Raw genomic sequence first — 20,796 nt, forward strand, 5'->3', positions numbered from 1 at the left:
GGTGCGGCGCTCTGCAGGTGTTTGATGAGTCCCCTGCCGCGCTCTTCTGCTTGTAGTACCGGGAGGGCTGGGCGTTGTCAGAGCCACGGATGAGGGCTCTTTTGCGCTAGGGCGGGGGTGGCGCCGGGCACAGTATTGATGTGACTGGTTGTGCGGTTTCAAAGGTGCCGCAGGATGGATTTAGTATCTGCCTGCACGGTGTTTTGGTGCGTGCAGGAGCCACTGCATCCGCCCGATGCGCGATCCGGCGGATGTGGGGGTTGTCGCGCTATCGTTGAGGTCGCGTGTCCTCGGTGCTGTCGGCCTGACAGGTGGCCCAGTAACTCCCGAGAGGGGTTTTTGTTCCTCCCGAGAGAACACAAGATCGTTTTCGGGGCCGTCTTCTGGACTTGCCCCGGGGCGCTCTCAGGTAGGTCATCGTTGTGACCTGCTGTTGTGTGGGTGGTGGAGTGAGTCCCGCTGGGTCGGGCTGGCGGGTTGTGGTCGCGGAGCGGCCGTGATCGTCAGTACGTAGTTCCATGGTTTGAAAAAGGCAAAGGTCAAGGTCAACTGACTACGGCAGGAGTGGGTGGTTTGAGCTTGTTTGGGTGTATCTGTCCGTAGTGGCTGAGTGTGTTCGCGTGATTGCTTCTGGTAGTGGTTCTTGACCACCGGGGGGGGGGGCGTGTTCGGATGCGGTCATGTGCACGAAGAGGTTCGCATCTGCGTCGCGTGTTATCGGGACTGTGTTAGTTGTGGCTGTTGCAATGGGGTCGGCCACTGGGATCGCTTCGGCCGAAGCTCCGGTAGTGATGACAGGAGTCTCGGTCGCCGCCCCCAGCCAACGCGGAGACCTTGAAGCTAGTGGAGTCTCCCCAGTTGGAGATGAATCGCTGAGTCCGGATGAGGCGCGCCGGGCCGCCGAAGAGGCAGAGTATTTATTCTCTGTCGTGCTTGTGAACGACGGTGAGCAGTGGCGGGTAAATCCGGCGTTTTCTCGCGATAAAGATTTTCGAGAGCTGGCCCAGGTGGCAGAAGCGCTCAATGGACCCGTTCCTTACCATGCGATCGACTCCCCGCAGTATCGCGAATGCGTGCTCAATGCTGTAGGGCTAGGGGCTCTTACTGCGGGTGCAGCTAAAGGGGGCTCTCAACTCGCGTATCTCATGGCCGCTAAGAAGTGGAAAGACGTCGCGTACGTGCTGGCGCGTTTGGTCGGAGTGAACGCGTTAAAGGGTGGTCTTGCCGGGGCGGCAGTTTCTTTGGCGGGAGCTGGAGCGTGGTGCGCGACTCCGTGGGCGAAATGAAGCTGTATCGGATTTTCAGGACGCCCAGTGCCGCGCGAGATGCTGCTGACTTCGTTCTCGGACACCTTCGCGAAAGAGGCGCAGTCGACTACTTTTCGGAAGAGAGATTCAATCCTGTCATTGAGCTGGCTCGACATGGTGCATGGAGCGAGGCAGCAAAAGAGTATCGGAACATCACGGGTGCGGGCATTAAAGATAGCGTAATTGCGGCCGAGATTGCCCGACGGATCGTCAAAGACGATAAGCGCCGATGAAGAGGATCGTTCCCTGCCCGCCATGAGTCTATATCGCCGATCATCGAGGCTTATTCAGGCTCCGTCAGGTAAGTGTGTAGAAGATGAGTCCGATGACTGCCGAGATTGTCGTTTTAAATGTGGCGTAGGGCCGCCGGTAGTCTGTGTGGAGAACTTTCCACGTTTTGATATGGGCGATGACTCGTTCGATGGTGGCGCGTGTGTGGTTGAGGCTCTTGTTGAATGTTTTTTGCCAGTCGAGAAGTTCCCGGCCGGGTGGTTTTTTGAACGGGGTGAGCATGCCGCGCCCGATGTATCCTTTATCGCCGATCGGGGGGTATGTGGCGAGGTGGTCGAGGGCGCCGGATTGGTCGAGGCAATATAGGTCGTGTCGGGATCCTGGGGTCGGGTCGGAGATCCACGACAGCTGCCCTTCCAGGGTGGCTGCGACCTGGACGACGACGCCGGTGGTGCGATGCTTGCCCGACCACAGACCCGGCACCGCGGCCCATGACCAGCAGGGCAGCAAGGTTCCATCGATGATGTACTGCCGATCGGCACGAAGCTCCTCTGCCGTCGGAACGACACTCCGCAGCGCCTGTGCCAGCAACGGTGTCACCCCCGTGATCGCTCGACTAACCGTCGACTGCGACACCCCATAGGTTTCCGCCAACTCCCACTGCACACGATTCCCGCGCAGATACGCCAACGTGATCACCACCGACCAGAACAACCCCAGAACCGGCGGCCAAGACAAACGTGCCTCCGTCGCGTCCCGCTGATCCTGCTCATACACTATAGCGACAAGATCCTGAATTTCATCACGCCGGAAACCAGTGGTATAGTACATACTGCGGCAGCCCGTTCATCTCGGATTGATTCGGCAAACCAATATTCGCGATGGACGGGCTGTCGCCCAACCCGACACGCCGGGCTAGATCGTTATTTCACGGGGCCTGAATAAGCCTCAAGGTAAAGGTCAAGGTTAACTGACTGCGGCAGTGTGGGCGGTTTAGGTCGCTTTGGGTGCATCTGTCCGTAGTGGCTGAGCGTGTTCGCGTGGTTGCGTTCAGTGATGGTCCTTGATTGGTGACGGCGTGGCCGGAGGTGGTGGCTGATTCTGATCTTGACGATCGACTGGGGTGACTGCTTCACTCGGCCGGTGATGATCAGGAAATTTGCGAAACGAATGGCTCCGGCAGCGAATGCATTGTTCGCTGTGGGGTTGTCGTTATTGATGTTGGTGGGTGTCTCTTCTGCTGCGATGGCACAGGAGTCAGGCGAGGTGGACAGAGTCGAGGTGGGCACTTCGGGGGATTCTGCTCATCTTGTTTTTGAGTTTGATAGGCCGTTGCAGCGAGAAGAGGCAGAGAAAATTCGTGTCCGCTTCGCGCGTGATATTCCCTTTGGGGTTCGTCAGGCTCCGCGAGTGGAGACTCTGGGATGCCGTAATGGACTGGATCGTCCTGATCGGAACGGGGTGCTGTCGTTGCAGTTTACGTGTCTGCCATCTCATGGCGTGGTCGCATGGGGTTATCGGTTGTCACCGGCAGTGAAGGCGACAGTTGTCGGACCGGTCAGGGAAGACGGGCTGCGGTGGTGGCAAAACAGGACGAGTAGACCCAAGAATTCCGGTCACGTGGAGTCGGCGGACTATATTTTCCACGGTTCAATGAATCCGGTGTTCGTGAATGATGTCCTTGACTATCAAGATTTCTTCACGTATCGCCATAATCTCGGTGGGGGTGGGACTGCGAAGCTGACATTTGCCGGGTCGGCCCGCCTGACATACTGATGACCAGCGAGCAGAGTTCTCCTTATCGATCGTGGGTGGCTGCGAGCGGTGCTCCCGAGGAGGTCCTAGAAGCGGCGTCGGGTGTTTGTGAAGCGCAGGCACGACGGCTGGTAGAGGGGGTTTTACGGGATTTGGAGTTGAATGATCGTGGGTGGCGGGTCCGTTCTGTGCTCGTGTCGTCGCTGCCTCCGCCGCCCCCCCCGTGTTCTGGTCTGGATGTAGGGGAGGACCTTGTAGTTGAGATCGAGTCGGAGGGGCCCTCGGTCATTGGCGTGTACTTCACGACGTCGGTCACTCACGAGTCTGCGTGCGTGGCCACTGCTGAGCAGGTTCAAGATCATGTTCTGGAACTGGAGCATGGGACGCCTCGACCTCCTTGTCCGGAACATCCACACCCTCTGACACCCCGCCTGGTGGACAACGTCCCGACCTGGGTGTGTCCACGTGATCCGCTGCATTGCAGCTTCCCTGTATCTGGAACATGAGATCGGTGGTCTGCACGGTCGGTCCGGCACCGAGCCGAAGGTCATCAGTGAGCCTTTCCCAACCTGTTTGTGCTGGTCAGGCGGGGTCGGAGCGGAGGAGCTGGGGCGCGATATCGCGTTGAACCAGCCTTCGCCGCTGGCGTGAGGGCCGGTCAGCACTTCAGCGCGACGTTGACCTGCTCCTCCGGAGGGCTCGGGGGCTGGGTGCCGCGGCGGCGGCCTTCTGGGGTGGCGCCAGGGGCCATCGCTACGGGCTTCGGGCTCATCAAGGCCGTGACGGTCTCCTCCGGGGGTGCGCCGCCCGGGGGGTGAAGCGTCCGGGCGGGACCGGCACCGGGCCGGTGATCATCAGTGATGCATAGGTGTGGTGGCTGTTGATCTTGGTTGGTGGTGTCGAGCTCGTTGTAGGCGAGCGCTGTCGGCTCGGCGGGCCGGTTCGGTGGCGTCTCGCCACCGAAGATCAACAGCCACAGGACCCATGCATCATCTGATGATCTTGGGCGGTGGGCTCCGGTCCGGGGCTTGGTCGTGGCGCCGGTCGGCCGGTTCACCGCGCAGCCGCGCAGCAAGATGTGCGTTTTCCTCAGGAAAACGCGGGCGGGCGCCCCCGGCGGGCTGCTGCTGCTGCTGCTGCTGCTGCTGGGTGCGGTGCCGCTGGCGCTTGGTCGGAGGCCGGGTGGGGGTGACACGCCGGTCTGACCTGGGGGTACGCGACAGACGGGCTTGTTACCTGGGAGTATTTGAGTGGCACAGCAGCAACAAGCCAAGTCAGAGTTTCGGGTGAGCGCCAGCGAGCCCGCACCCCTCCGGCCGCGTCAGCGGCCGGAGACAACACAGGGCGAAGCTCAATGCCCTGGACCGGCACCGCGCCCCTGTCGGCGGTGGTGAGGAGTTCCCCCGGATGATCGGCTCTGACCTGTGGGTTCCCCCAGGCGCTGCCTCGGGCGCGATCCTGGATGCCTCTCCCCGGGGCTCTGAGAGCCTCTGTGAGCCCGGGTTTCCGTCCCCGGGCTACCTAGTCGGGGGGCTGCCGTTCGAGGCGGCAGCGGCGATCTGGGGGCGTTTGTGGACGTCGCGGTACCCACTCGCCGCGGACGAGTTCGACGACGGCGTCTGGCGGCAGACCCGGGACGTCGCGATGACCCGGATGCACGTCGAGCTGCACCCCAAGCAGGTATGGGGCCTGATCGGGATCGACGGCGACAGCGCCGATGCGGTCCTGCGGATGGTCTCCACCGTCGACAGCCACCCGATGCCGAACGTGATCATCGAGAACGCCGTCAACGGCCACGCCCACGCCGGGTTCGGGGTCACGACCCCGATCAAGGTCACCAACTACGGATCACGCCGCGCGGTCCGCTACGGCCTCTCGATCGAAGAAGCACTCCGGCGCGCTGTGGGTGGGGACCCGTCCTATCCCGGGCGGCTGATCAAGAATCCGTTCCACTCCCGCTGGATCACCCACTTCCTCCACGACACAACCTCCACCCTCAACCAGTTCGGCGCGATCCTGACCGCCGCCGGACACATGCCCGGACGCGGCTGGCACAACCAACGCCGACGTGAACCCGTCGGCTACTCCCGCAACGAAACCCTCTTCCACATGGTCCGCCGCTTCGCCTACCGCGAAATGCGCCACCACTGGGGCGACGCCGACGGCTACCGCGCCGCTGTCGCCAAACACGTCGCGATCCTCAATGCCGATTTTCCCATCCCCCTCGGCGGGAACGAACTCGGCCACATCTCGAAGTCGATCTCCGACTGGACGATCAACTACTCCCGCATGTGGAACGACGGCCCCGCCGCCTACGAGGCAGCCTTCTCCGCCATCCAAGCCGCACGCGGACGCAAAGGAGGCCGAGTAGGCTCCGGGCGGAACGGCGGACTCGCCGGAAACAGCCGACCCGGAGGACTCGCGCGCGGCGGAGACCAGGCTGAGGCGTCGCAGCAGATTCGAGAGATGATGGCGAAGGTGGCCTACTCATGACTGCGCAAATTCCGAAGCGGCGAACCAAGTCTGCTCGCGACCTCGCTGAACAGTTCGGCGTCACTCGCGCCACTGTCGTGCGCATGATGGCCGAACCGCGAGACGACTACGAACGGCGGGCGCGACAACGCCGTGCCGCTGCGGTGCAGCTCCGCCTCCAGGGACTCACCTACCGCGAGATCGCGGAACGGCTCGGCACCAGCATCGGGTCCGTCGGGCACGTGCTTTATACCGCCCGCCGCAACGGCGACTGGGCTGCTGCTGTGGCTCGCCATACCGCTGATCACGCAGAGTGAGATTTCGAAGGATGTCCCGAAACGGCCCTCAATCCGTACCAATCCGTACCATCCGTAACAGCAATGCTAACTGTGCAGGTCAGGCTCTGATTATGGGTGGTACGGATTGAGGGGGTGGTACGGATCAATCCGTACCACCCCCTCAGCGGACAGCGCGCTCACGCGCGCCGAAGATCGCCCTGAAGGCAGCCTGACCAGCTATTCTGCTGATCCGGTGGACACCTGGGCACGATCGTCACTGTTGGTGACGAGATCAGGCGTGTAGCGCCGCCAGGCATCGGCGAAAGCCTCGCGGCGATATCCCTTGGTCTGTCCGAGCCCGGCGAACCGGATGGTCGCCGGGCGGATGTCGTACTCGCTCAGCAGGACGCCGAGGCGTCGGGCGGTGAGTCCCTCGCCGCGTGGTCCGTAGTCCGCCCACGGCGCTTCGGGGTCGGCGCGGAGTTGCTGGAGGAGTCGCATGGTCGGCAGCGCTTGCTCGTCGCCGAAGGCGGTGTGGCAGTCGGCGAGCAGGCGGATGCGTTCGGATCGGTCGTCCCCGGTGTCTTCTGCTTGGAGGTCGAGGATGGCTTGGCGGGCGCGGTCGGGCCAGTGGCTGCCTGCGTGGTCGGCGATGGCGATGAGTGGTTCCCAGGTGTCGGCGGCGCGGTCCTCGACCGGCATGACCGGCTCAGCCGCTTCCAGGGCGGTGAGGTCGTTGCGGAGCCAGCCGTGCAGCCGCTCAGCGAGGCGCTGGAGGCGCGGCCGGTCCCGTCGGTGCCGGTAGGGCGCCACCTGTTCTCCGGGTGCTCTGCGGCGCATGTGGACGACGATGGCGCGGTCTTCGATGGTGTCGGGCATGCGTCCGATCCCGGCCAGCGCGGCCATCGCGAACGTCGAGATGGACTCGACGCGGTTTTTGGCGAGGTCGTAGCGCTTCGCGGGCCGGTTCCGCTGGTGCCCGGCGTTCAGGAGTCCGCGTAGGTCTTCGTGGCCGGTGGCTGCGGGCCCGAAGATCGTGTCGGCTTCATCGACCAGCATCGTGGGCGGATCGGCGGTGATGGAGCGGTAGACGGCGGCGGGTGTGGCGTTGACGGTGATGAACGGTTGGTGGCATGCGCCTTCGACGACGTCGAGGAGGCGGGATTTTCCGCAGCGCTTCTCCGGTGCTCGGACGACCAGGCGTGGTGCGTGCGCCCAGGCGGGTTGGGCGTGGGTGGCCGCGATCCAGAGCACGACACCGACCACCGCAGCGGCCGACGGCAGGGAGACGTAGCGGCGCAGCGCGGTTTCGAGGTCGTCGAGGATCGCAGCACCGTCGGCGCCGGGCACCGTGCCGGTCGGTGGCGGGGTGAAGGTGCCGGATTCGGAACCTTCGTCCTGACCTGCGGGAATTTGGTCGTCGTGGGTGTTCATGCGGTCCTCCTGGAGGTGGTTACAGCGGTGGGGTACGGGTGGTGGTGCCAGAGGCGTCCGGTCACCTCGGGCTCGCCCGGGTGCGGCACGAACTCGTTGCTCGGTCGGTAGGTGCGGAGTTCCGCGGCCGGGTGGCCGTCCGGGTAGCGGCGGCTGGCGTGCTGCATGGCTGCCAGGTCGTCGGCCCAGTACCAGCGCCCGCGCCACGGCCCATCGACCAGCACGGCGAGCTCTCGCCCGTCAGCGGACTGCGTGGCGAACCGGGAGACCCGGTGCTGCCGCGTCGCTTCCGGTCCTCGCCCGCTGGGGCGGGCTGCGGTCCGGGTCGACTTGCCCACGACCAGTTGCTCGCCTGCGGTGGTGGTCATGCCGCCGCCCTGGCGGCCCAGTCGGCGGGGTCGCCGTGGGGCGGATACCGGCGCCGCATGAGTTCGGCCAGGGACGGCTGCCGGGCGAGCCCGGCCGCGCGGTAGGCGGCCGAGACCTGCTTGCTGGCGTCCCGTAGGGCGGTCCAGTGGGCGTGCCGGAGGTCGGCGACCTCGACCCCGACCCGGGCGGCGACCAGCAGCGGCGCCGAGGGCTGGGCTCGGCCGAGGACGGCGGCCAGCACGGCCGGGTCGACGAAGCTGATCACTTCCAGGGCCTCGGCTCGATCCGGGGCGGACAGGCGCGGGATCGGGACCGCCAGGGCCTGCGAGACCGGCGGTTCAGGTTGTTCCGGTGTTTCAGGATGGTGACTGTGGGTGGTCATCGGGTCTCCTGTTTTCGGCATGCCGAAGGGGAGGGAGGGAGGCGCCGGGGTGCCTTCTTCCCTGCGTGTGGGCGGGTTTTCCCGGGTGGGGCGGTGGTGCTCCCCCGCTTCCCCGGTGACTGTTTGTGCTGGTGGTATGGGGGAAGTGGCCTGGGGGAGCCCTCGGGGAAACTTCCCCGCTTCCCCGGGGGCTCCCCGGGGTTAGAAGTCGTCCTCCCCCGTGCCGTGGTGCTCGTTTCGGTCACGGTGGGTGAGGGCGGTGTGGAGGTCGTCGGCGCGGACGACGGATTGGCCGTGGGACTTACGCGGCGGGATGTCGTGGGCGGCCAGGGCGGCGGCGAGTTCGGTGAAGCCCCAGTGCTCGTAGACGGTGCGGTTGTGTTCGACCAGGCGGGCGAGGACGAGTCGGGTCAGGACTCGGGGCTGCCCGCGCAGGGCCTCGGCGATGTCGGCGAGGTGATCGACCGGCTTGCCCTCGTCGACGGGCGTCGGTGCCGGGCCGGGGACGATCCCGGCCTCCTCGCGCAGCTTGATCGCGCGGTCGATGATGGGGGTGAGTTCGTCGATGCCGTCGCCGCGTGGGATGTAGAAGCAGCGCATCAGCCCGTCGCAGGGGCCGAAGCCGGTGGTCATGGCGGTGCCGAGGTCTCCGAGGTCCACGGTGCCGTCCGGGTTGATGGTCATGGGTTGCAGGGTGGTGGCGGTGATGCCTGCGGTGTGTTTGCCGGTGCCGAGGATGGCGTCGTTGCCGTGGTGGTCGCCGATGGCGAAGCACGCCCGGTTGGATAGGACCTTCGCCACCGCCCTCGGTAGGGACTCCGCCGAGGGCACTGGTGTCGCGAACAGCAGCGTGATGCCGTACTTACGGGCCTTCGCGACGATCTTCGACACCAGCTCCGCGGCCTCGGCGCCGACGTCGGAGACGAACAGCTCTTGACACTCGTCGATGACGACCACGCGGGGCCGCATCGACGGGTCGGCGGCGGCGAGCTTGCGGGTGAGCTTGGGTTCTCCGGCTGCGGACAGTTTCCGTCCTCGTTGCGACAGCTCGGACATGAGCTGTTTGAGGCCGTCGAGGACGGTGGGGACCTCGTCGGGGTCGTCGGAGACGAACAGGGTCCGGGCGACCGGTCGGAACGGGTCGTAGTCGGCGTTGTGGGCCATGCAGTAGATGTCGACTTCAACGAGGGGGTCGAGGATGGCCCCGGCGAGGACGTCGATGATCAGGGTGGATTTGCCGGAGCCCATCATTCCGGCGACGCCCCAGTTGCTCCCGAACAGTCGGCCGGTGACCAGGTCAGAGCGTGGGTTGACCCCGGTGGGGACGCCTTTGAAGTAGTCGGTGGTGCCGTCGTGCAGGAGCGGCCACGGCGCGACCGGCTTGGTGAGGCTGCCTTGGTCAGCGACCCACAGGTCCAACACACCCGGCTTGTCTTTCGGCTCGGTGGGCCACACCTCGACCGGTAGACGCAGGAGGTTGTGGGCGAGGACGTCTTTGCGCTTGTTGAGCATCTCGACGGTGACGCCCTCGGGGAGGAGGAACTGGCAGTGCCAGCCCTTCCCGTCGTGGACGGGTGGCTGGATCCAGCGCGGCGCCCAGCCGGCCTTGAACTTGGCGTTCAGGGCGCTCATGCCGAGGTGGCGCAGCGCGTTGACCACGGCGCGTTCGTCGGGGATGACATCCCGGACCCCGTCGTCCTCGACGTCAGCGGGCGGGGCGGTCCAGGTGGGTGGCTCGGTGCGGGCCTTCCCGAGTGCCCACAGCCCGAGCACCGCCCCACCGAGAGCGAGTGTTCCGAGCAGGGATGCGTAGACGGTCACGAACGTGACGGTCCAGGCGACCGCGTCGATCACTGCGGTGATGGGGGCGATGACCAGGGAAACGTCCTTGGCGGCGATGGCGAGGACGACGCCGAGGCCGAGGAGCATCCCGAGGGCGATCAGCGCGCCGGCCCCGGCAGCACGCGCCCAGGCCAGTGGAGCGTTGATCCAGTCCATGACCCGGCCATGCCGGCGGGCCTTTTCGGCGACGTCGCGGGCCTCCCATTCCAGGAGCCGGTCCTGGTCACCGGCGATTTCGGCGGCCCGCATCTGCCGCTCATACCGGGCGGTGCCGTGGGTGTCCCGCCACCGCTGCACCAGCACACCGGCGCCGGAGAACACATAGAAGGTGTTGCGGACCAGCGCTTTCGCGCTGGTCACCGTGGCCGGATGGGTGAGCGCTGTGACGGCATGCCGTCGTGCCGTCACCAGGTCAGAGCGGTAGATGTCCCGCCGCGTCACCAGCTCAGCTCCCGGCGTCCTGACCGTCGGTGTTTCCATCTGCTGACCGCAGGTCACGATCTCGCCTTCGATCACCACCGGCTCGTCCTGCTGGTCGCGGGTGTCGTGCCGGTGGTGCAGGGTGATGACCGGCGCCAGCGCGTCGTCTCTGTCGTGGTGGGTCGAGCTGGCGCCGCCAGACCCCTTCTCGCGGCCGTCCCGGTCGTCGTGGTCGCTCATCGGAGACCTCCGGTCTCGTCACGGAGTTGGCGGGCGCGGGCGGCCGAGCAGCGCAGGGCGCGGCGGATGGACTCGGCGGACCTGGAGTCGACCCGGCCGTCGGCGACAGCGGCTCGGAGGAGCTGCCGAAGATCATCGAGGCTGCGTGGGGTCGACCCGGTTTCAAGATCATGGTCGGGGTCGACTCCGGGGGTCGACGATGATCTTGGGTGGGTCGACTGTCGCAGGTCAGGCCTCGACTCCCCGGTCGACTCCTCCGGGGTGTGGTCGAGGATGGCGACACCGCCTCCAAGATCATCGTCGAGGTGGGAGTCGACCCCGGAGTCGAGGCAGTCGAGGCCCGGGTCGGCCTCGTAGTCGAGGTCGTTGGTGAGCCGGGAGCCGACACAGCCCGCGCCCTCGACGAGGGCGGCGAGTGCCCAGTCCCAGTCATCGGCGCGGCCCGCCCCGACCGGCACGGGCGGGGCGCCGTGGCGTCCCGGGCCGGTGGTCGCGGCGAGTGCGCGGCGCCGGACCTGGTAGGTCCCGGGCCGGTAGGCCAGGGCCGCGGTGCCGTCGGTGTCGATGACTGCTGCCGCGTCGCGGACGGCGAGGCGCCGGGCGCGGCTGGTCTTCGCTTCCACCAGCGCGGACAGCCGCGCCGACCGGTGCTCAGCCCGGGAACGCGGTGCCCCGGCGAGGGTGAGCTGGTGCGCGGCGACCCCGGCGATCGAGACCACGGCCATGACGATCCCGGCTGTCCAGCCCTGTTCGAGGCCGTGGAGGAGGTTCATCGAGGCCGCGACCAGGGAGAACAGCACCACCCCGGCCTGCAACCCGACCACCGGGCGGTCCGGTGCTCGGTGTCGGGAGGCGACGACGGCGAGGGCGAAGGCCCACATGCCCAGTTCGGTGGCGGTGGTGGCGCAGACCGGTGCGGGGAAGACGACGTTGTTGGAACGTGTGAGCTGCGGGTGGGCGGAGGCGATGTGGGCGCGGCACACCCAGACGCCGGGGTCGCCGCTTGGGTCGGGTCGGCCGTTGGTGGTGTTCCTGGGCGCGAAGGGCGGCCCGGACGCGGCGGAGGATGCGCAGTCGTGGGCGGAGGCGATGACTGACCTTGGCCTGCATCCGGATCGGGTCGGGGTGTTCCCGTTCGAGACGCGGTTGAACATGTGGCGGATGCCTGCGGGGCAGTTGCGGGCGTCGCTGCACAAGCTCGCGAAAACCGATCACCGCTTCTATGACGTGCTGCAACGTGGCCTGTTGCATCTGGTGGTGGATGCCCCGAAGGGGCCGCCGGGATCGTCGGTGGAGTTCCTGGAGCGTCTGGACGGGCGGTGGCTGAGTGAGGCGTGGGCGGGGCACGCGGTGGAGTCGCGGCAGGTCCGGGCGTTGAGTAAGCCGTCGGGTGGCGGGTCGGGGTCGTCGTCGCTGGATGCGGACCTGATGCTGTTCTGCGGCCTGTTCCGGTCGTTGGGCGCGGACTTCGATGCGGGGGCGCCGTTGTCGGACTTCGACGCGTTGTATGTGTCGGTGCCGGGCACGACTGATGAGGTCGTGGCGGCGGCGAAGACGGCGGTGCTGATCGAGCTGCTCACCCACGAACTCGGCGGTGCTCGTTCCGGGGCTGCCGGGCGGCGTCAGGCGTTGTTCGTGCTGGACGAGTTCTCGGCGGTCTCGGGTGAAGTTGCGGGCAGTGTCATCAACCTTGTTGAGCGGCTGCGCTCATTGGGTGGTGCGGTGATCGTGTCGGCGCAGCCGGTCGAGGGCCTGGCCGAGTCGCCTCAGGAACGGAACCGGCTGCTCGGGGCGATGGGTGGCGGGGTGCTGGTGGGGCGGACGACGAATGCGGAGGAGTTGGCGGCCCGGTTCGGGACCAGGATGGTCGGGGAGGTCGGGTTGCAGCTGGTCGGCGCCGGGTCGGACGAGGGCTGGGGCGCTTCGGTGTTCTCCGGTGGGTACAGCGGGGCGGGGACGGTGCGCCGCCAGCACGCGTTCCTGTTGGATCCGAACCGGGTGCGGCAGATGCCGCCGCACCACCTCGCGTGGGCGAGCCCGGACAAGGTCGTCTACGGGCTGGTGACGCCGCTGTCGGGGCGGTCGCGGGTGCTGGACGAGGCGGTCGGGGTGGAGGAGCCGGTGTCGGGGCCGGTGTTGACGCGCCGCCAGCTCATGGCCGGTCACGCCCACGCCCGCCGAGACCGGGGCGGTAGCGGCTCCGGGGACGGCGGAGGAAGCGGTAGCGGTGGTGGTGCTGGTCAGGGCGGTGCTGGTCGGGTCGGGGCGGACGCCGACATCTGGCTCGGCGACATCGATGGCGGCGGCGACATCGGCGGCGACATCGACGGTGGGGGAGGTCAGCGGTGAGGACCGGTCTGGTGACGGGGCCCGAGGTGACGCGGGCTGCGGCGATCCTGGGTGTCGCCCCGGGAGCACCGGCGGAGGTGGTGCGTTCGGCGTGGCGGGCGGCGGTGCGCCGCGAGCACCCCGACGCCGGTGGTGATCCGGACCGGTTCGCGGTGGTCACCGCAGCGTATGAGCTGCTGCAGGAGGCTCAAGCGCAGGATCGGGCGCAGGACTGGGTGTGGGCGGTGCCCACGACCGTTCCGGGTCCGGTCCCGGCTCCGGTGGTGACCCGGCCCGGGCCGGGCCCGGCGGCGCTGCTGATCGCGACCGGGGTGGCCGAGGCCGGGGTGCTGGTCGGCGGTGCGGTGGTGGTCGGTGTGGCGCCGGTGGCGACGGTGATGGTCGCGATCACCGGCGCGGTGCTGGTCGGCCGGTATGTCTACCTCGCCCTGGGCCGCCCGGCCCGCCGCTAGCCCTGGCCGCTAGCGGTTGCCGCGCGGTCCGGAGACGGCGTTTCAGTCGCGGGGCGCGTCGGAGTTGACATCTGAATGGGTGACGACTTTGGCTAAATGGGTGACGACGACAACGACTGCGCTGAGGAAGAGGCCGGGGCTGCTGCGGGTGGTGGTGCGGCGGAGTGCTGGGGTTCTGGCGGTGACCGGTGTGGTGCTGGCTGGGTTGGTGGCTGGGCCGGCGCCGTCGGTGTGGGCGGGCCCGCCGTCGGGGGAGGACGTGTGCCGGGAGGGGCTTGCTCCGGCGGCGTGTCTGCCGGTGATCGAGTTCGATCGCGGGCAGAACGTTGAGGAGTTGTGGTTCGAGGTTGCGGCGCGGAGCACGGTGGTGTTCACCGTGACGATGGAGAACGCGGAGGGACAAGGCCGTCATGAGCACACGGCCTGGGTCCGCAACGCTGCGGCGGCGCCGCAGGAGATGACCTGGGTCGTGCCTGCTTATGCCCGTGAGATGGACATGCGGATCGTGCGGGTGGAGTTCCACTCCGAATAGTCACTGCGTCTGCCCGCGAGTCGCCTTTCCGGGTCGGGTGAGGACCGGAAGCGGCGCGGCAGCACCAGGAGCTGGCCGCTGGTCCGGCTGGTCGGTGGTGGTCAGTGGTCGGGGAACTGGGCTGCGTTGACGCAGTCGGTGAAGCCGTACTCGTCGACGGCGGCTAGCCAGCGAAGGGTGTCGCCGTCGACGCGGTGCAGGGTGATGGTGCTGATGTCGGCGTCGGGTGGGGCGGTCTGCGCGAGGACTTCGACGACGGCGATGACTTTGTGGAAGACGGTGTGGAGGTCGACGTCGTCGATGGTGACCGCGCCGGGCAGCAGTTCGGGGGCGACGGTGGCGGTCCAGGTGCCGTCGTCGTGCTGGTGGTAGTCGGCGTTCACGACGATGGTCCCGATGAGCCGGAGCCCGAGCCCAAGCCCGTGGTCGGCGTCGCGGCCGGGGAAGGGCGGGAGGTCGTTGTCGCGGGCTTTGCGCTGTGCGCGGCGTCGGGCCTTGCTGCTCGGGTCGGTCCGGCGCTGCTGCTTCTTCTTACCCATCAGACCCAGTCTGGGTGGTGGTGTTGGTCAAGACCGGCACCCTGACGTCTATGCCGGGACGAGGTAGAGGTCGGCGGTGCCGTCGGGGTGTTCGTCGCAGAGCCAGGTCGTGACACCGGGTGTGGTGTGTCCGGCATCGGCGCAGGCAGCGACGTCGGGGAAGGTCCCGGCCTTCTCGTAGTGGATGTCCTCGGCGGCGGTCGCGACCCCGGCCGCGCTGAGCGTGAGCGCGGCGGCGCCGGTGGCGGCGAGGACACGGAGCCCGGTGGCGGTGGTCATGCGGTCGCGGTCCCTTCCTCAGAAGCCGTCCCAGATGCTGTGTCCGATGCTGTGCCGAGGGGCACGGTCTCGAATTCCAGCAGGTCAGCGCCGGTCCCGACCTGCGGGCGGTCGCTGTCGCTGTCGCTGTCGCGGTCGCAGTGCGCGGCCGCGGCGCCGACGGTGCGCCATGCCTGGAAGGCGGCGTCGTGCTCCCAGCGGGTGTAGACGAAGTACCGGGTGTCGCCCGCGACGGGGCGGAGCAGCTCGTAGCCGAGGAACCCGGGCACCTCGTTCATGCAGCCCTGAGCGAAGCGGGCGGCGAACCGGGCTTCCAGCTCCGGTCCGGCTCCGTCGGGGACGGTGATGGCGTTGATCTTCACGACAGACACGCGGGTCTCCTGGGTGGGTGTTTGTGCTGGTAGGCAGGGGGTCATCCGATTTTTCGGATGACCCGGTTGAGTCAGGAGTCTGGGAGGTCTTCGTTGCGGTCGATGAGTTCTGTGCGCCAGACCTGGACTGTGATGATGCCGGGATCGTCCCACTCGCCGCCGTAGATGGAGACGTCGAGGTCGTGGTGGTCGGCGTGGATCGTGGCGAGGTCAGCGAGCGAGTCACCATTTCTTCTTGCCCATGAGGCTTAGTTTGCTCCCATGTGATCTTTACGACCAAGAAGGTCGTTAATGCTGGGCGTTTTCAGTAATTTTAACGTGGCAAAAGTAAGGGATAGGGAGATAAGGGCTCCGGCAAGGAGCAGAGCCCACGCACGCACGAGGCCCGGGTAGGTCGCCAGCAGCGGCTCTGCCAGCTCCAGTGCACCCCGAGCAGCGACTGCGCTTAATCCTGCAGATAGGGAGACCCGCCAAAGAAAGTCTAGCACTTCACTGATCGGAATCTCCCCCATTTTTCGACGGAGGAGCCATTGGCTAGCGATGGCGGCCCAGATGAAAGAAAGAGAGTTAACCGCGGCAATCCCGATGACCACTTGCTCAGACGGCAGGACCATCGGACACAGAAGCAGAAGTGGCACCTTTAACGTGATCAGCCACAACTGGATTAGCGTCGGGGTGCGCGAGTCGCCCTGCGCGTAGAAGACGCGAATTTGTAGCATCATCACCGCGTACGGCAATATTCCAAATGCCGACCATGCAACAGTCAGGCCAAGCCGTTCTGCGCCCGAGCCGCCCCCAGCACCGATCGAAAATAAGGCGATACCAAGGACGTCGCCAAAGGCGGTCATTACGGCAGCGACGGGGACTAAAGCCAGGGTGGATAATCTTACCCCTAGAGAAAAGTCATTAGCGAGCTGTCTAATGTCAGCGTTTGCTGCGGCCCGACTAAGCCGAGGCATCAGTGTGGTTAAAAGAGAGACTCCCAGAACGCCATAAGGAACTTGCAGTAACAACCAGGCATTCGTATAGGTGACAACAGAACCAGCATCAGCTGCTGTCGCTACACGCGTAGTGATAACGTAGCCGATCTGCCCCACTGCAACGTACCCAGTGACCCACAAGGCCATTCCGCCAGCTTGCGACAGTCTTGAGTCCCAGCCCCATAGCGGACGATAATTGAATCCGACGCGCTTCATGTATGGTAGTAGCAGCAGTGTTTGCGCGACAACACCGATGGTTGTTCCTAAGCCGAGCACTAACAGCTTAGGCTCCCCCATAGTTATCGGGTTGATTGAAATCTCACCAGGGATTAGCGCATAGACCGCGAGCGTGGCGAGCACGACGATATTGTTCAGGACCGGGGCCCAGGCAAATGGGCCGAAAACTTGCTTTGAATTGAGAATCGCCCCGAGTAGCGCTCCCATGCCATAGAAAAAGATCTGCGGAAGAAGGAGCCAGGAGAATGCCGTGGTGAGCTCAGAGTTTGCGGGAGCTGCCTCACTCGCGCTAATCACGAGACGTGTCAATAAGGGCGCAGCTAGCACGGCTAGAATAGTTGCGACCAGGAGCGCAACTCCTGTAAGTGTTAGCAACTTTCTCGTGAACTTTTCGCCCCCATCAGCGTCGCCTTGAGCGCGGACTAGGACGGGGATCATTACACTGCTTAGAACCCCGCCGAGGAGCAACTCGTAAACGACATTAGGAAGCGTGTTAGAAATCGTGTATGCATCATTTAGGGATGCGAATCCAAGGATCGACACGAGCGCGATGTTGCGAATGAAGCCAGTAACTCTACTGACGAGACTTGCAATCGCGACCAATCTGGATGATCTTAGTAATTCATGAGGAGGTCGCGTCGGCTCGCCGACAAGGCGGCCAGCTGGTGCATGCACTTGCTCTATCTCTTTAGTGACAGGTGAGACCTCGCCGACTAGTGGGGAGGGGATTTGCGTAAGAGGTTGCGTGCTCTCGGCGTCATCCCGGCGCATGATCACTGCGGTAAAGCTGTGTCTAGTAGAGAGACAGGGAGAATTTCAGCGAGGGCCGCGACCGGGGCGCGCTGGCCACAGCGAATTGTTTCCTCAAGCATGCTCTGGTGGAGATCAGCAGGAGCCGATTACCGTGGCCCCACGGATAGCTCCTGGACCAACCGGAATTAGTCCGGCGCCAAGGTAGCGGTCCTGACCTTGCGGTACGCAGACCTGAAAGTCGGGCCAGAATGCGCGGTCGACATTAATGCGCTGACCGTGGCTGACGCAATTGCGCCAGTAGGCGGAAGACTCATGTTGTGAGATTCGTACGCTGCGAAACCCGCATGACTGCTGAGTCGGAGCAGAAATACTGGAGTGGGACGCTCCAGGCTGTGCGGCATCGGCAAGGCCGCTAAATGAAATTGCTCCCAAAGTGATAGCGCCACTGAGGAGAAAGGCTTTGCCAGCGGATCGCAAAATAGACACAGTGTTCTCCAGATAGATTGGACAGTTAGGCTGAGTGACTGACAGGCCAGACTGAGGAAGTAACTCCCCGGTAGCAGCCAGAAAAAGTATCAGATGAAGGGGATGTGGGTAGTTGAACAGGACGTGGACGATCTCGTGACGGATGCTGTGATCGCGCGAGGTCGTGCGGGTGGACGATGTAGTCGGTAGTCGTGGTCTTCACGCAGAACCCGAGCAGCGAGGAGCAGGGCATCCGGGTCGAGACGATCTCGATCGGGTGGTCTCGGTGGATGCTCAGCCGTCGGCATAGCTCGACCGGGTCGAGGTCGGGGGTCGCGCCGATCTCGGCGAGCGCGCTACGAGCGAACGTACGGATCTCAGCGTCGGTGTCGTAGCTGCGCGTGGCTGTCGCACGCGTCGCGGTTCCCACGGTCGTACTCCCGGAGAGATCGATCAGACACGGTGTATCACGTGGGTTGATCATGCCCGCCGTCGCCGTTTGGTGGGCTTGTCGGTGACCGGCATTTCGATGCGTTGGCGCTGCGCGGTGCGCGGTGGGGGGCCGTTGGCGAGGTCGGGTAGGCGTCGGATGGTGTCGATGAGCCAGTCGCGGATGGACGGGTCGAGCTGGACGGCTCGGGCGGCGATCTCGCGGACCTGGGTGTCGCGCATCGCGTCGAGAAGCTGGAGATCGGCCTGCACGGCGTCGGAGTGGGCGTTGTCTTCGATGAAGTAGGTCGCAGGGATCTTGAAGAAGCGCGCGATGGATTGGAGCTTGCCGACGGTGGGGTCGGTGGCCTCGCCGCTGCGGAGCAGGCCGAGGTAGTTCAGGGAGGGGATGGACTGTTCGGGGGTGGAGTTCGCCTGGAGCCAGCGGATGACTTCGCGGTTGCTGTAGGGCCCACGGTCGGCGGGATGCAGCGTCGCGAATGCCCGGTTGAGTCGATCAGCCAGAGTCTGCGGCGGCAGCGCGGGCATGACCGGGTCGTCGCTGTCGCTGTCGCTGTCGGGGTGTTCGGTGGTCTCGCTCATGCCCGTCGGCGCTCTCCCCGTCTCGTTTCTCCCGAGCTGGGGCCGGGATAGCTTTTCCTCGGCTCGGCTCGGCTCGTGTACACGTCGCTGAGAGTCGATGAGCGAGGGACCCAGCGTATCCCGAGCAGGAAGGGAGGGACGCGCCACTATCCCGTCGAGATGTTCTTGACAGGGGCGGAGTGTGCTGATCTGCTTCCGGCCAGTGACCGGTGGGCACCCCCGATGCCCTCCGGGATGAAGGAAGGCGTGTGTGCATGTCTGACGTGCCCGGCGTCCTCGACGCAGGCGAGGATGAGCCCGCTGAGTCAGAGGCGTCAGCTCCGGCGGCGCCCGAGGAGAAAACGTCGATGCGGGCGTCGGAGGTCGTGGCGCTGGTGGAATGCGCCCTCGACCGCGTTTTTGACGATCGCAATCCGACCTGGATCTCGGACTCGTTGCTCTCCCGCTCGCACCGGGCGCAGGTCGTGAGGGTTCTGTGCTCGGCGATCTCGGACCTGTCCGACCTGGTAGCCGACCTCAACGAGGAACCGATCCCGGTACTCGCCGGAACCCCCGCTCCGGCCTAGTTATCTCTGTCAGGCCAGACCTGCACCCCTGGTTGCGCGCGTTTCGCCACGACCAGGGAAAATACGGGTACGCAGGCAGAGCCAAGTCAGATAGTTCGCTGTCCCAGCGATCCCAGGCCCGCGTCATCGGGCCGAAGAAGACAGGGCGAAGCTCAATGCCCTACGACTGGACCACCCCCTACCTGGAGCCCCCCCTTGTCGTCGTCGACCCTGCACCTGACGGCCCCCGCTACCCCGGGGGAGGCCGAGCTGCGTGCGCTGTTCGAGGGGAACTGGAAGCCCCGACGCCCGTATGCCACCGACAACCTGGCCTGGGGCATCCGCCGGATGGGCCGGGATGCCGCGTTGCTGCTGGCCTACATCGAGGCGTCGCCGTCGGTGATGCTGACCTTCCTGATCGTCGACATCGACCACCCCGACGCGTTGCTGCGGGCGTTGTCGGCGAACGGGAACCATCCGATGCCGAACCTGATCATCACCAACCCGTTCAACGGGCACGCCCACGCCGTCTGGATCCTCGCTACCCCGGTCTGTCGTACCGAGTACGCCCGTCGCAACGTGCTGGCCTACGCCGCCTCGGTCCTGGAAGGCCTCCGCCGCGCCGTGGATGGCGACCGCCGCTACTCCGGGCTGCTGGTGAAGAACCCACTCGCCGGGAGCTGGGCCACCCAGTACATGCACGACCACCTGTGGACTCTCGGCGAGCTGGAGGCGGCGCTGCAGGCGGGTGGGCACATGCCGCCCAAGGACTGGCGCCAGCAACGAGCGCGTAAGGCCGACCCGTGCGGGCTCGGGCGGAACTGCACCCTGTTCGACGGTGTCCGCCTGTGGGCCTACCGCGAGGTCCGCCACCACTTCGGCGACCCCGACGGCTTCAAGACCGTCCTACGCGCTGGCGTGGCCGAACGGAACCTGGAGTTCTCCATCCCCCTGCCCGCCGCGGAAGCCCGCGCGATCGCCGACTCCATCCACCGCTGGATCACCACCCGCTCCCGCATCTGGACCAGAGGCCCCCAGGCCTACGACGACACCTTCCGCGCCATCCAAGCCGCACGAGGACGAAAAGGCGGCCTCGTGGGAGGCCAGGCGCGAGGCCGGAGTCAAACGGAGGCGAGGCTTCAGCGGCTTGCACTCCTGGAACAGAAGGGCTACTGATGGGCGCCCTGAACCCGCGTCGCCGAGCGACGTCCAAGACCGCCCGTGAGATCGCCGCCGACATGGGCCTCTCCGAACGGACCATCACCGGGCTCATCGCCGAACCACGCGCCGACTATGAACAACGAGCCCGCCAACGACGCGCCCCAGTGATCCAGCTCAGACTCCAAGGCTGGACCTACCGCGAGATCGCCGCACAGACCGGCGACACCCCCGCCATCGTCGGACGCCTCCTCGCCGACGCCCGCCGCAACGGCGAATGGGCCGCTGCCGCACAGCTACACAACACTGATTACGCACAGTGAGATTTCGGGGGATGTCCCGAAACGACCCTCAAGCCGCCTACAGCCGCCTAA

General features: G+C 65.8%; 22 protein-coding genes. 11 read left to right on the top strand and 11 right to left on the bottom strand.

Going from position 1 to position 20,796, the window contains the following annotated elements; genetic code table 11:
* Positions 1-1,258 precede the first annotated feature (1,258 nt).
* Positions 1,259-1,540: a hypothetical protein gene (locus KPL59_RS35040; RefSeq protein WP_226363329.1), complete on the top strand. Its 282-nt coding sequence runs from the start codon at positions 1,259-1,261 to the stop codon at positions 1,538-1,540.
* Positions 1,541-1,604: 64 nt separating this feature from the next.
* Here the strand turns inward: KPL59_RS35040 and KPL59_RS35045 are convergent, their stop codons facing one another.
* The gene (locus KPL59_RS35045; protein ID WP_226359944.1) at positions 1,605-2,369 is read right to left on the bottom strand and encodes a transposase; all 765 of its coding nucleotides are present in this window, start codon (positions 2,367-2,369) and stop codon (positions 1,605-1,607) included.
* A 276-nt stretch (positions 2,370-2,645) separates the two neighbouring features.
* Here KPL59_RS35045 and KPL59_RS35050 point away from each other — a divergent pair, with 276 nt between their 5' ends.
* From KPL59_RS35050 to KPL59_RS35065, 4 genes are all read left to right on the top strand, one after another.
* Positions 2,646-3,314, top strand: coding sequence for a hypothetical protein (locus tag KPL59_RS35050; RefSeq protein ID WP_226363330.1), 669 nt, complete (start codon positions 2,646-2,648; stop codon positions 3,312-3,314).
* A 1,007-nt stretch (positions 3,315-4,321) separates the two neighbouring features.
* Positions 4,322-4,498 (top strand): hypothetical protein, encoded by a 177-nt coding sequence (locus KPL59_RS35055; protein WP_226363361.1) that lies wholly within the window; start codon positions 4,322-4,324, stop codon positions 4,496-4,498.
* A gap of 202 nt (positions 4,499-4,700) precedes the next feature.
* Entirely contained in the window at positions 4,701-5,786 is a 1,086-nt protein-coding gene (locus tag KPL59_RS35060; RefSeq protein WP_226363362.1) for a replication initiation protein, read from the top strand.
* Complete coding sequence (locus KPL59_RS35065) at positions 5,783-6,082, top strand: sigma factor-like helix-turn-helix DNA-binding protein (RefSeq protein ID WP_226358491.1); 300 nt, start codon at positions 5,783-5,785, stop codon at positions 6,080-6,082. Before KPL59_RS35060 ends, KPL59_RS35065 begins: the two co-directional genes overlap by 4 nt.
* Positions 6,083-6,280: 198 nt before the next feature.
* On the opposite strand, the gene KPL59_RS35070 is transcribed toward KPL59_RS35065, so the two are convergent.
* The 5 genes from KPL59_RS35070 to KPL59_RS35090 form a co-directional block, all read right to left on the bottom strand.
* Entirely contained in the window at positions 6,281-7,477 is a 1,197-nt protein-coding gene (locus KPL59_RS35070; RefSeq protein ID WP_226363363.1) for a DUF3631 domain-containing protein, read from the bottom strand.
* Positions 7,474-7,845, bottom strand: a complete 372-nt coding sequence (locus KPL59_RS35075; protein WP_226363364.1) for a hypothetical protein — start codon at positions 7,843-7,845, stop codon at positions 7,474-7,476. Before KPL59_RS35075 ends, KPL59_RS35070 begins: the two co-directional genes overlap by 4 nt.
* Positions 7,842-8,228: a hypothetical protein gene (locus KPL59_RS35080; RefSeq protein WP_226363365.1), complete on the bottom strand. Its 387-nt coding sequence runs from the start codon at positions 8,226-8,228 to the stop codon at positions 7,842-7,844. Before KPL59_RS35080 ends, KPL59_RS35075 begins: the two co-directional genes overlap by 4 nt.
* Positions 8,229-8,429: 201 nt before the next feature.
* Positions 8,430-10,730 carry an FtsK/SpoIIIE domain-containing protein gene (locus KPL59_RS35085; protein ID WP_226363366.1) on the bottom strand — a complete coding sequence of 767 codons (2,301 nt, stop codon included), beginning with the start codon at positions 10,728-10,730 and terminating at the stop codon, positions 8,430-8,432.
* A complete protein-coding gene (locus KPL59_RS35090) occupies positions 10,727-11,713 on the bottom strand; it encodes a hypothetical protein (protein WP_226363367.1) in 987 nt (328 codons plus the stop codon). The genes KPL59_RS35085 and KPL59_RS35090 overlap by 4 nt, the downstream gene beginning before the upstream one ends.
* 37 nt (positions 11,714-11,750) lie before the next feature.
* Between KPL59_RS35090 and KPL59_RS35095 the strand changes: the two genes are divergently transcribed.
* From KPL59_RS35095 to KPL59_RS35105, 3 genes are all read left to right on the top strand, one after another.
* Entirely contained in the window at positions 11,751-13,079 is a 1,329-nt protein-coding gene (locus KPL59_RS35095; RefSeq protein WP_226363368.1) for a hypothetical protein, read from the top strand.
* 11 nt (positions 13,080-13,090) lie between these two features.
* Positions 13,091-13,531: a J domain-containing protein gene (locus tag KPL59_RS35100; RefSeq protein WP_226363342.1), complete on the top strand. Its 441-nt coding sequence runs from the start codon at positions 13,091-13,093 to the stop codon at positions 13,529-13,531.
* 181 nt (positions 13,532-13,712) lie between these two features.
* Positions 13,713-14,063, top strand: a complete 351-nt coding sequence (locus KPL59_RS35105) for a hypothetical protein (protein ID WP_226363343.1) — start codon at positions 13,713-13,715, stop codon at positions 14,061-14,063.
* Between the two features lie 101 nt (positions 14,064-14,164).
* Here the strand turns inward: KPL59_RS35105 and KPL59_RS35110 are convergent, their stop codons facing one another.
* From KPL59_RS35110 to KPL59_RS35130, 5 genes are all read right to left on the bottom strand, one after another.
* Positions 14,165-14,602, bottom strand: coding sequence for a hypothetical protein (locus tag KPL59_RS35110; protein WP_226363369.1), 438 nt, complete (start codon positions 14,600-14,602; stop codon positions 14,165-14,167).
* A 48-nt stretch (positions 14,603-14,650) separates the two neighbouring features.
* Positions 14,651-14,881 carry a hypothetical protein gene (locus KPL59_RS35115; RefSeq protein WP_226363335.1) on the bottom strand — a complete coding sequence of 77 codons (231 nt, stop codon included), beginning with the start codon at positions 14,879-14,881 and terminating at the stop codon, positions 14,651-14,653.
* Positions 14,878-15,252 (bottom strand): antibiotic biosynthesis monooxygenase, encoded by a 375-nt coding sequence (locus tag KPL59_RS35120; RefSeq protein WP_226363344.1) that lies wholly within the window; start codon positions 15,250-15,252, stop codon positions 14,878-14,880. Before KPL59_RS35120 ends, KPL59_RS35115 begins: the two co-directional genes overlap by 4 nt.
* 248 nt (positions 15,253-15,500) lie before the next feature.
* Entirely contained in the window at positions 15,501-17,240 is a 1,740-nt protein-coding gene (murJ, locus tag KPL59_RS35125; protein WP_226363370.1) for a murein biosynthesis integral membrane protein MurJ, read from the bottom strand.
* Positions 17,241-18,167: 927 nt separating this feature from the next.
* On the bottom strand, positions 18,168-18,719 hold the full coding sequence (locus KPL59_RS35130) for a hypothetical protein (protein WP_226363371.1): 552 nt from the start codon (positions 18,717-18,719) through the stop codon (positions 18,168-18,170).
* A 254-nt stretch (positions 18,720-18,973) separates the two neighbouring features.
* On the opposite strand from KPL59_RS35130, the gene KPL59_RS35135 reads away from it, so the two are divergent.
* From KPL59_RS35135 to KPL59_RS35145, 3 genes are all read left to right on the top strand, one after another.
* Positions 18,974-19,285, top strand: coding sequence for a hypothetical protein (locus KPL59_RS35135; RefSeq protein ID WP_226363346.1), 312 nt, complete (start codon positions 18,974-18,976; stop codon positions 19,283-19,285).
* Positions 19,286-19,480: 195 nt separating this feature from the next.
* Positions 19,481-20,440, top strand: coding sequence for a replication initiation protein (locus KPL59_RS35140; protein ID WP_226363372.1), 960 nt, complete (start codon positions 19,481-19,483; stop codon positions 20,438-20,440).
* Positions 20,440-20,745 (top strand): hypothetical protein, encoded by a 306-nt coding sequence (locus tag KPL59_RS35145; protein WP_226363373.1) that lies wholly within the window; start codon positions 20,440-20,442, stop codon positions 20,743-20,745. Before KPL59_RS35140 ends, KPL59_RS35145 begins: the two co-directional genes overlap by 1 nt.
* Positions 20,746-20,796: the final 51 nt, after the last annotated feature.

It is taken from the genome of Pseudonocardia sp. ICBG1142 (assembly GCF_020496255.1).
In the GTDB taxonomy this organism is placed as follows: domain Bacteria; phylum Actinomycetota; class Actinomycetes; order Mycobacteriales; family Pseudonocardiaceae; genus Pseudonocardia.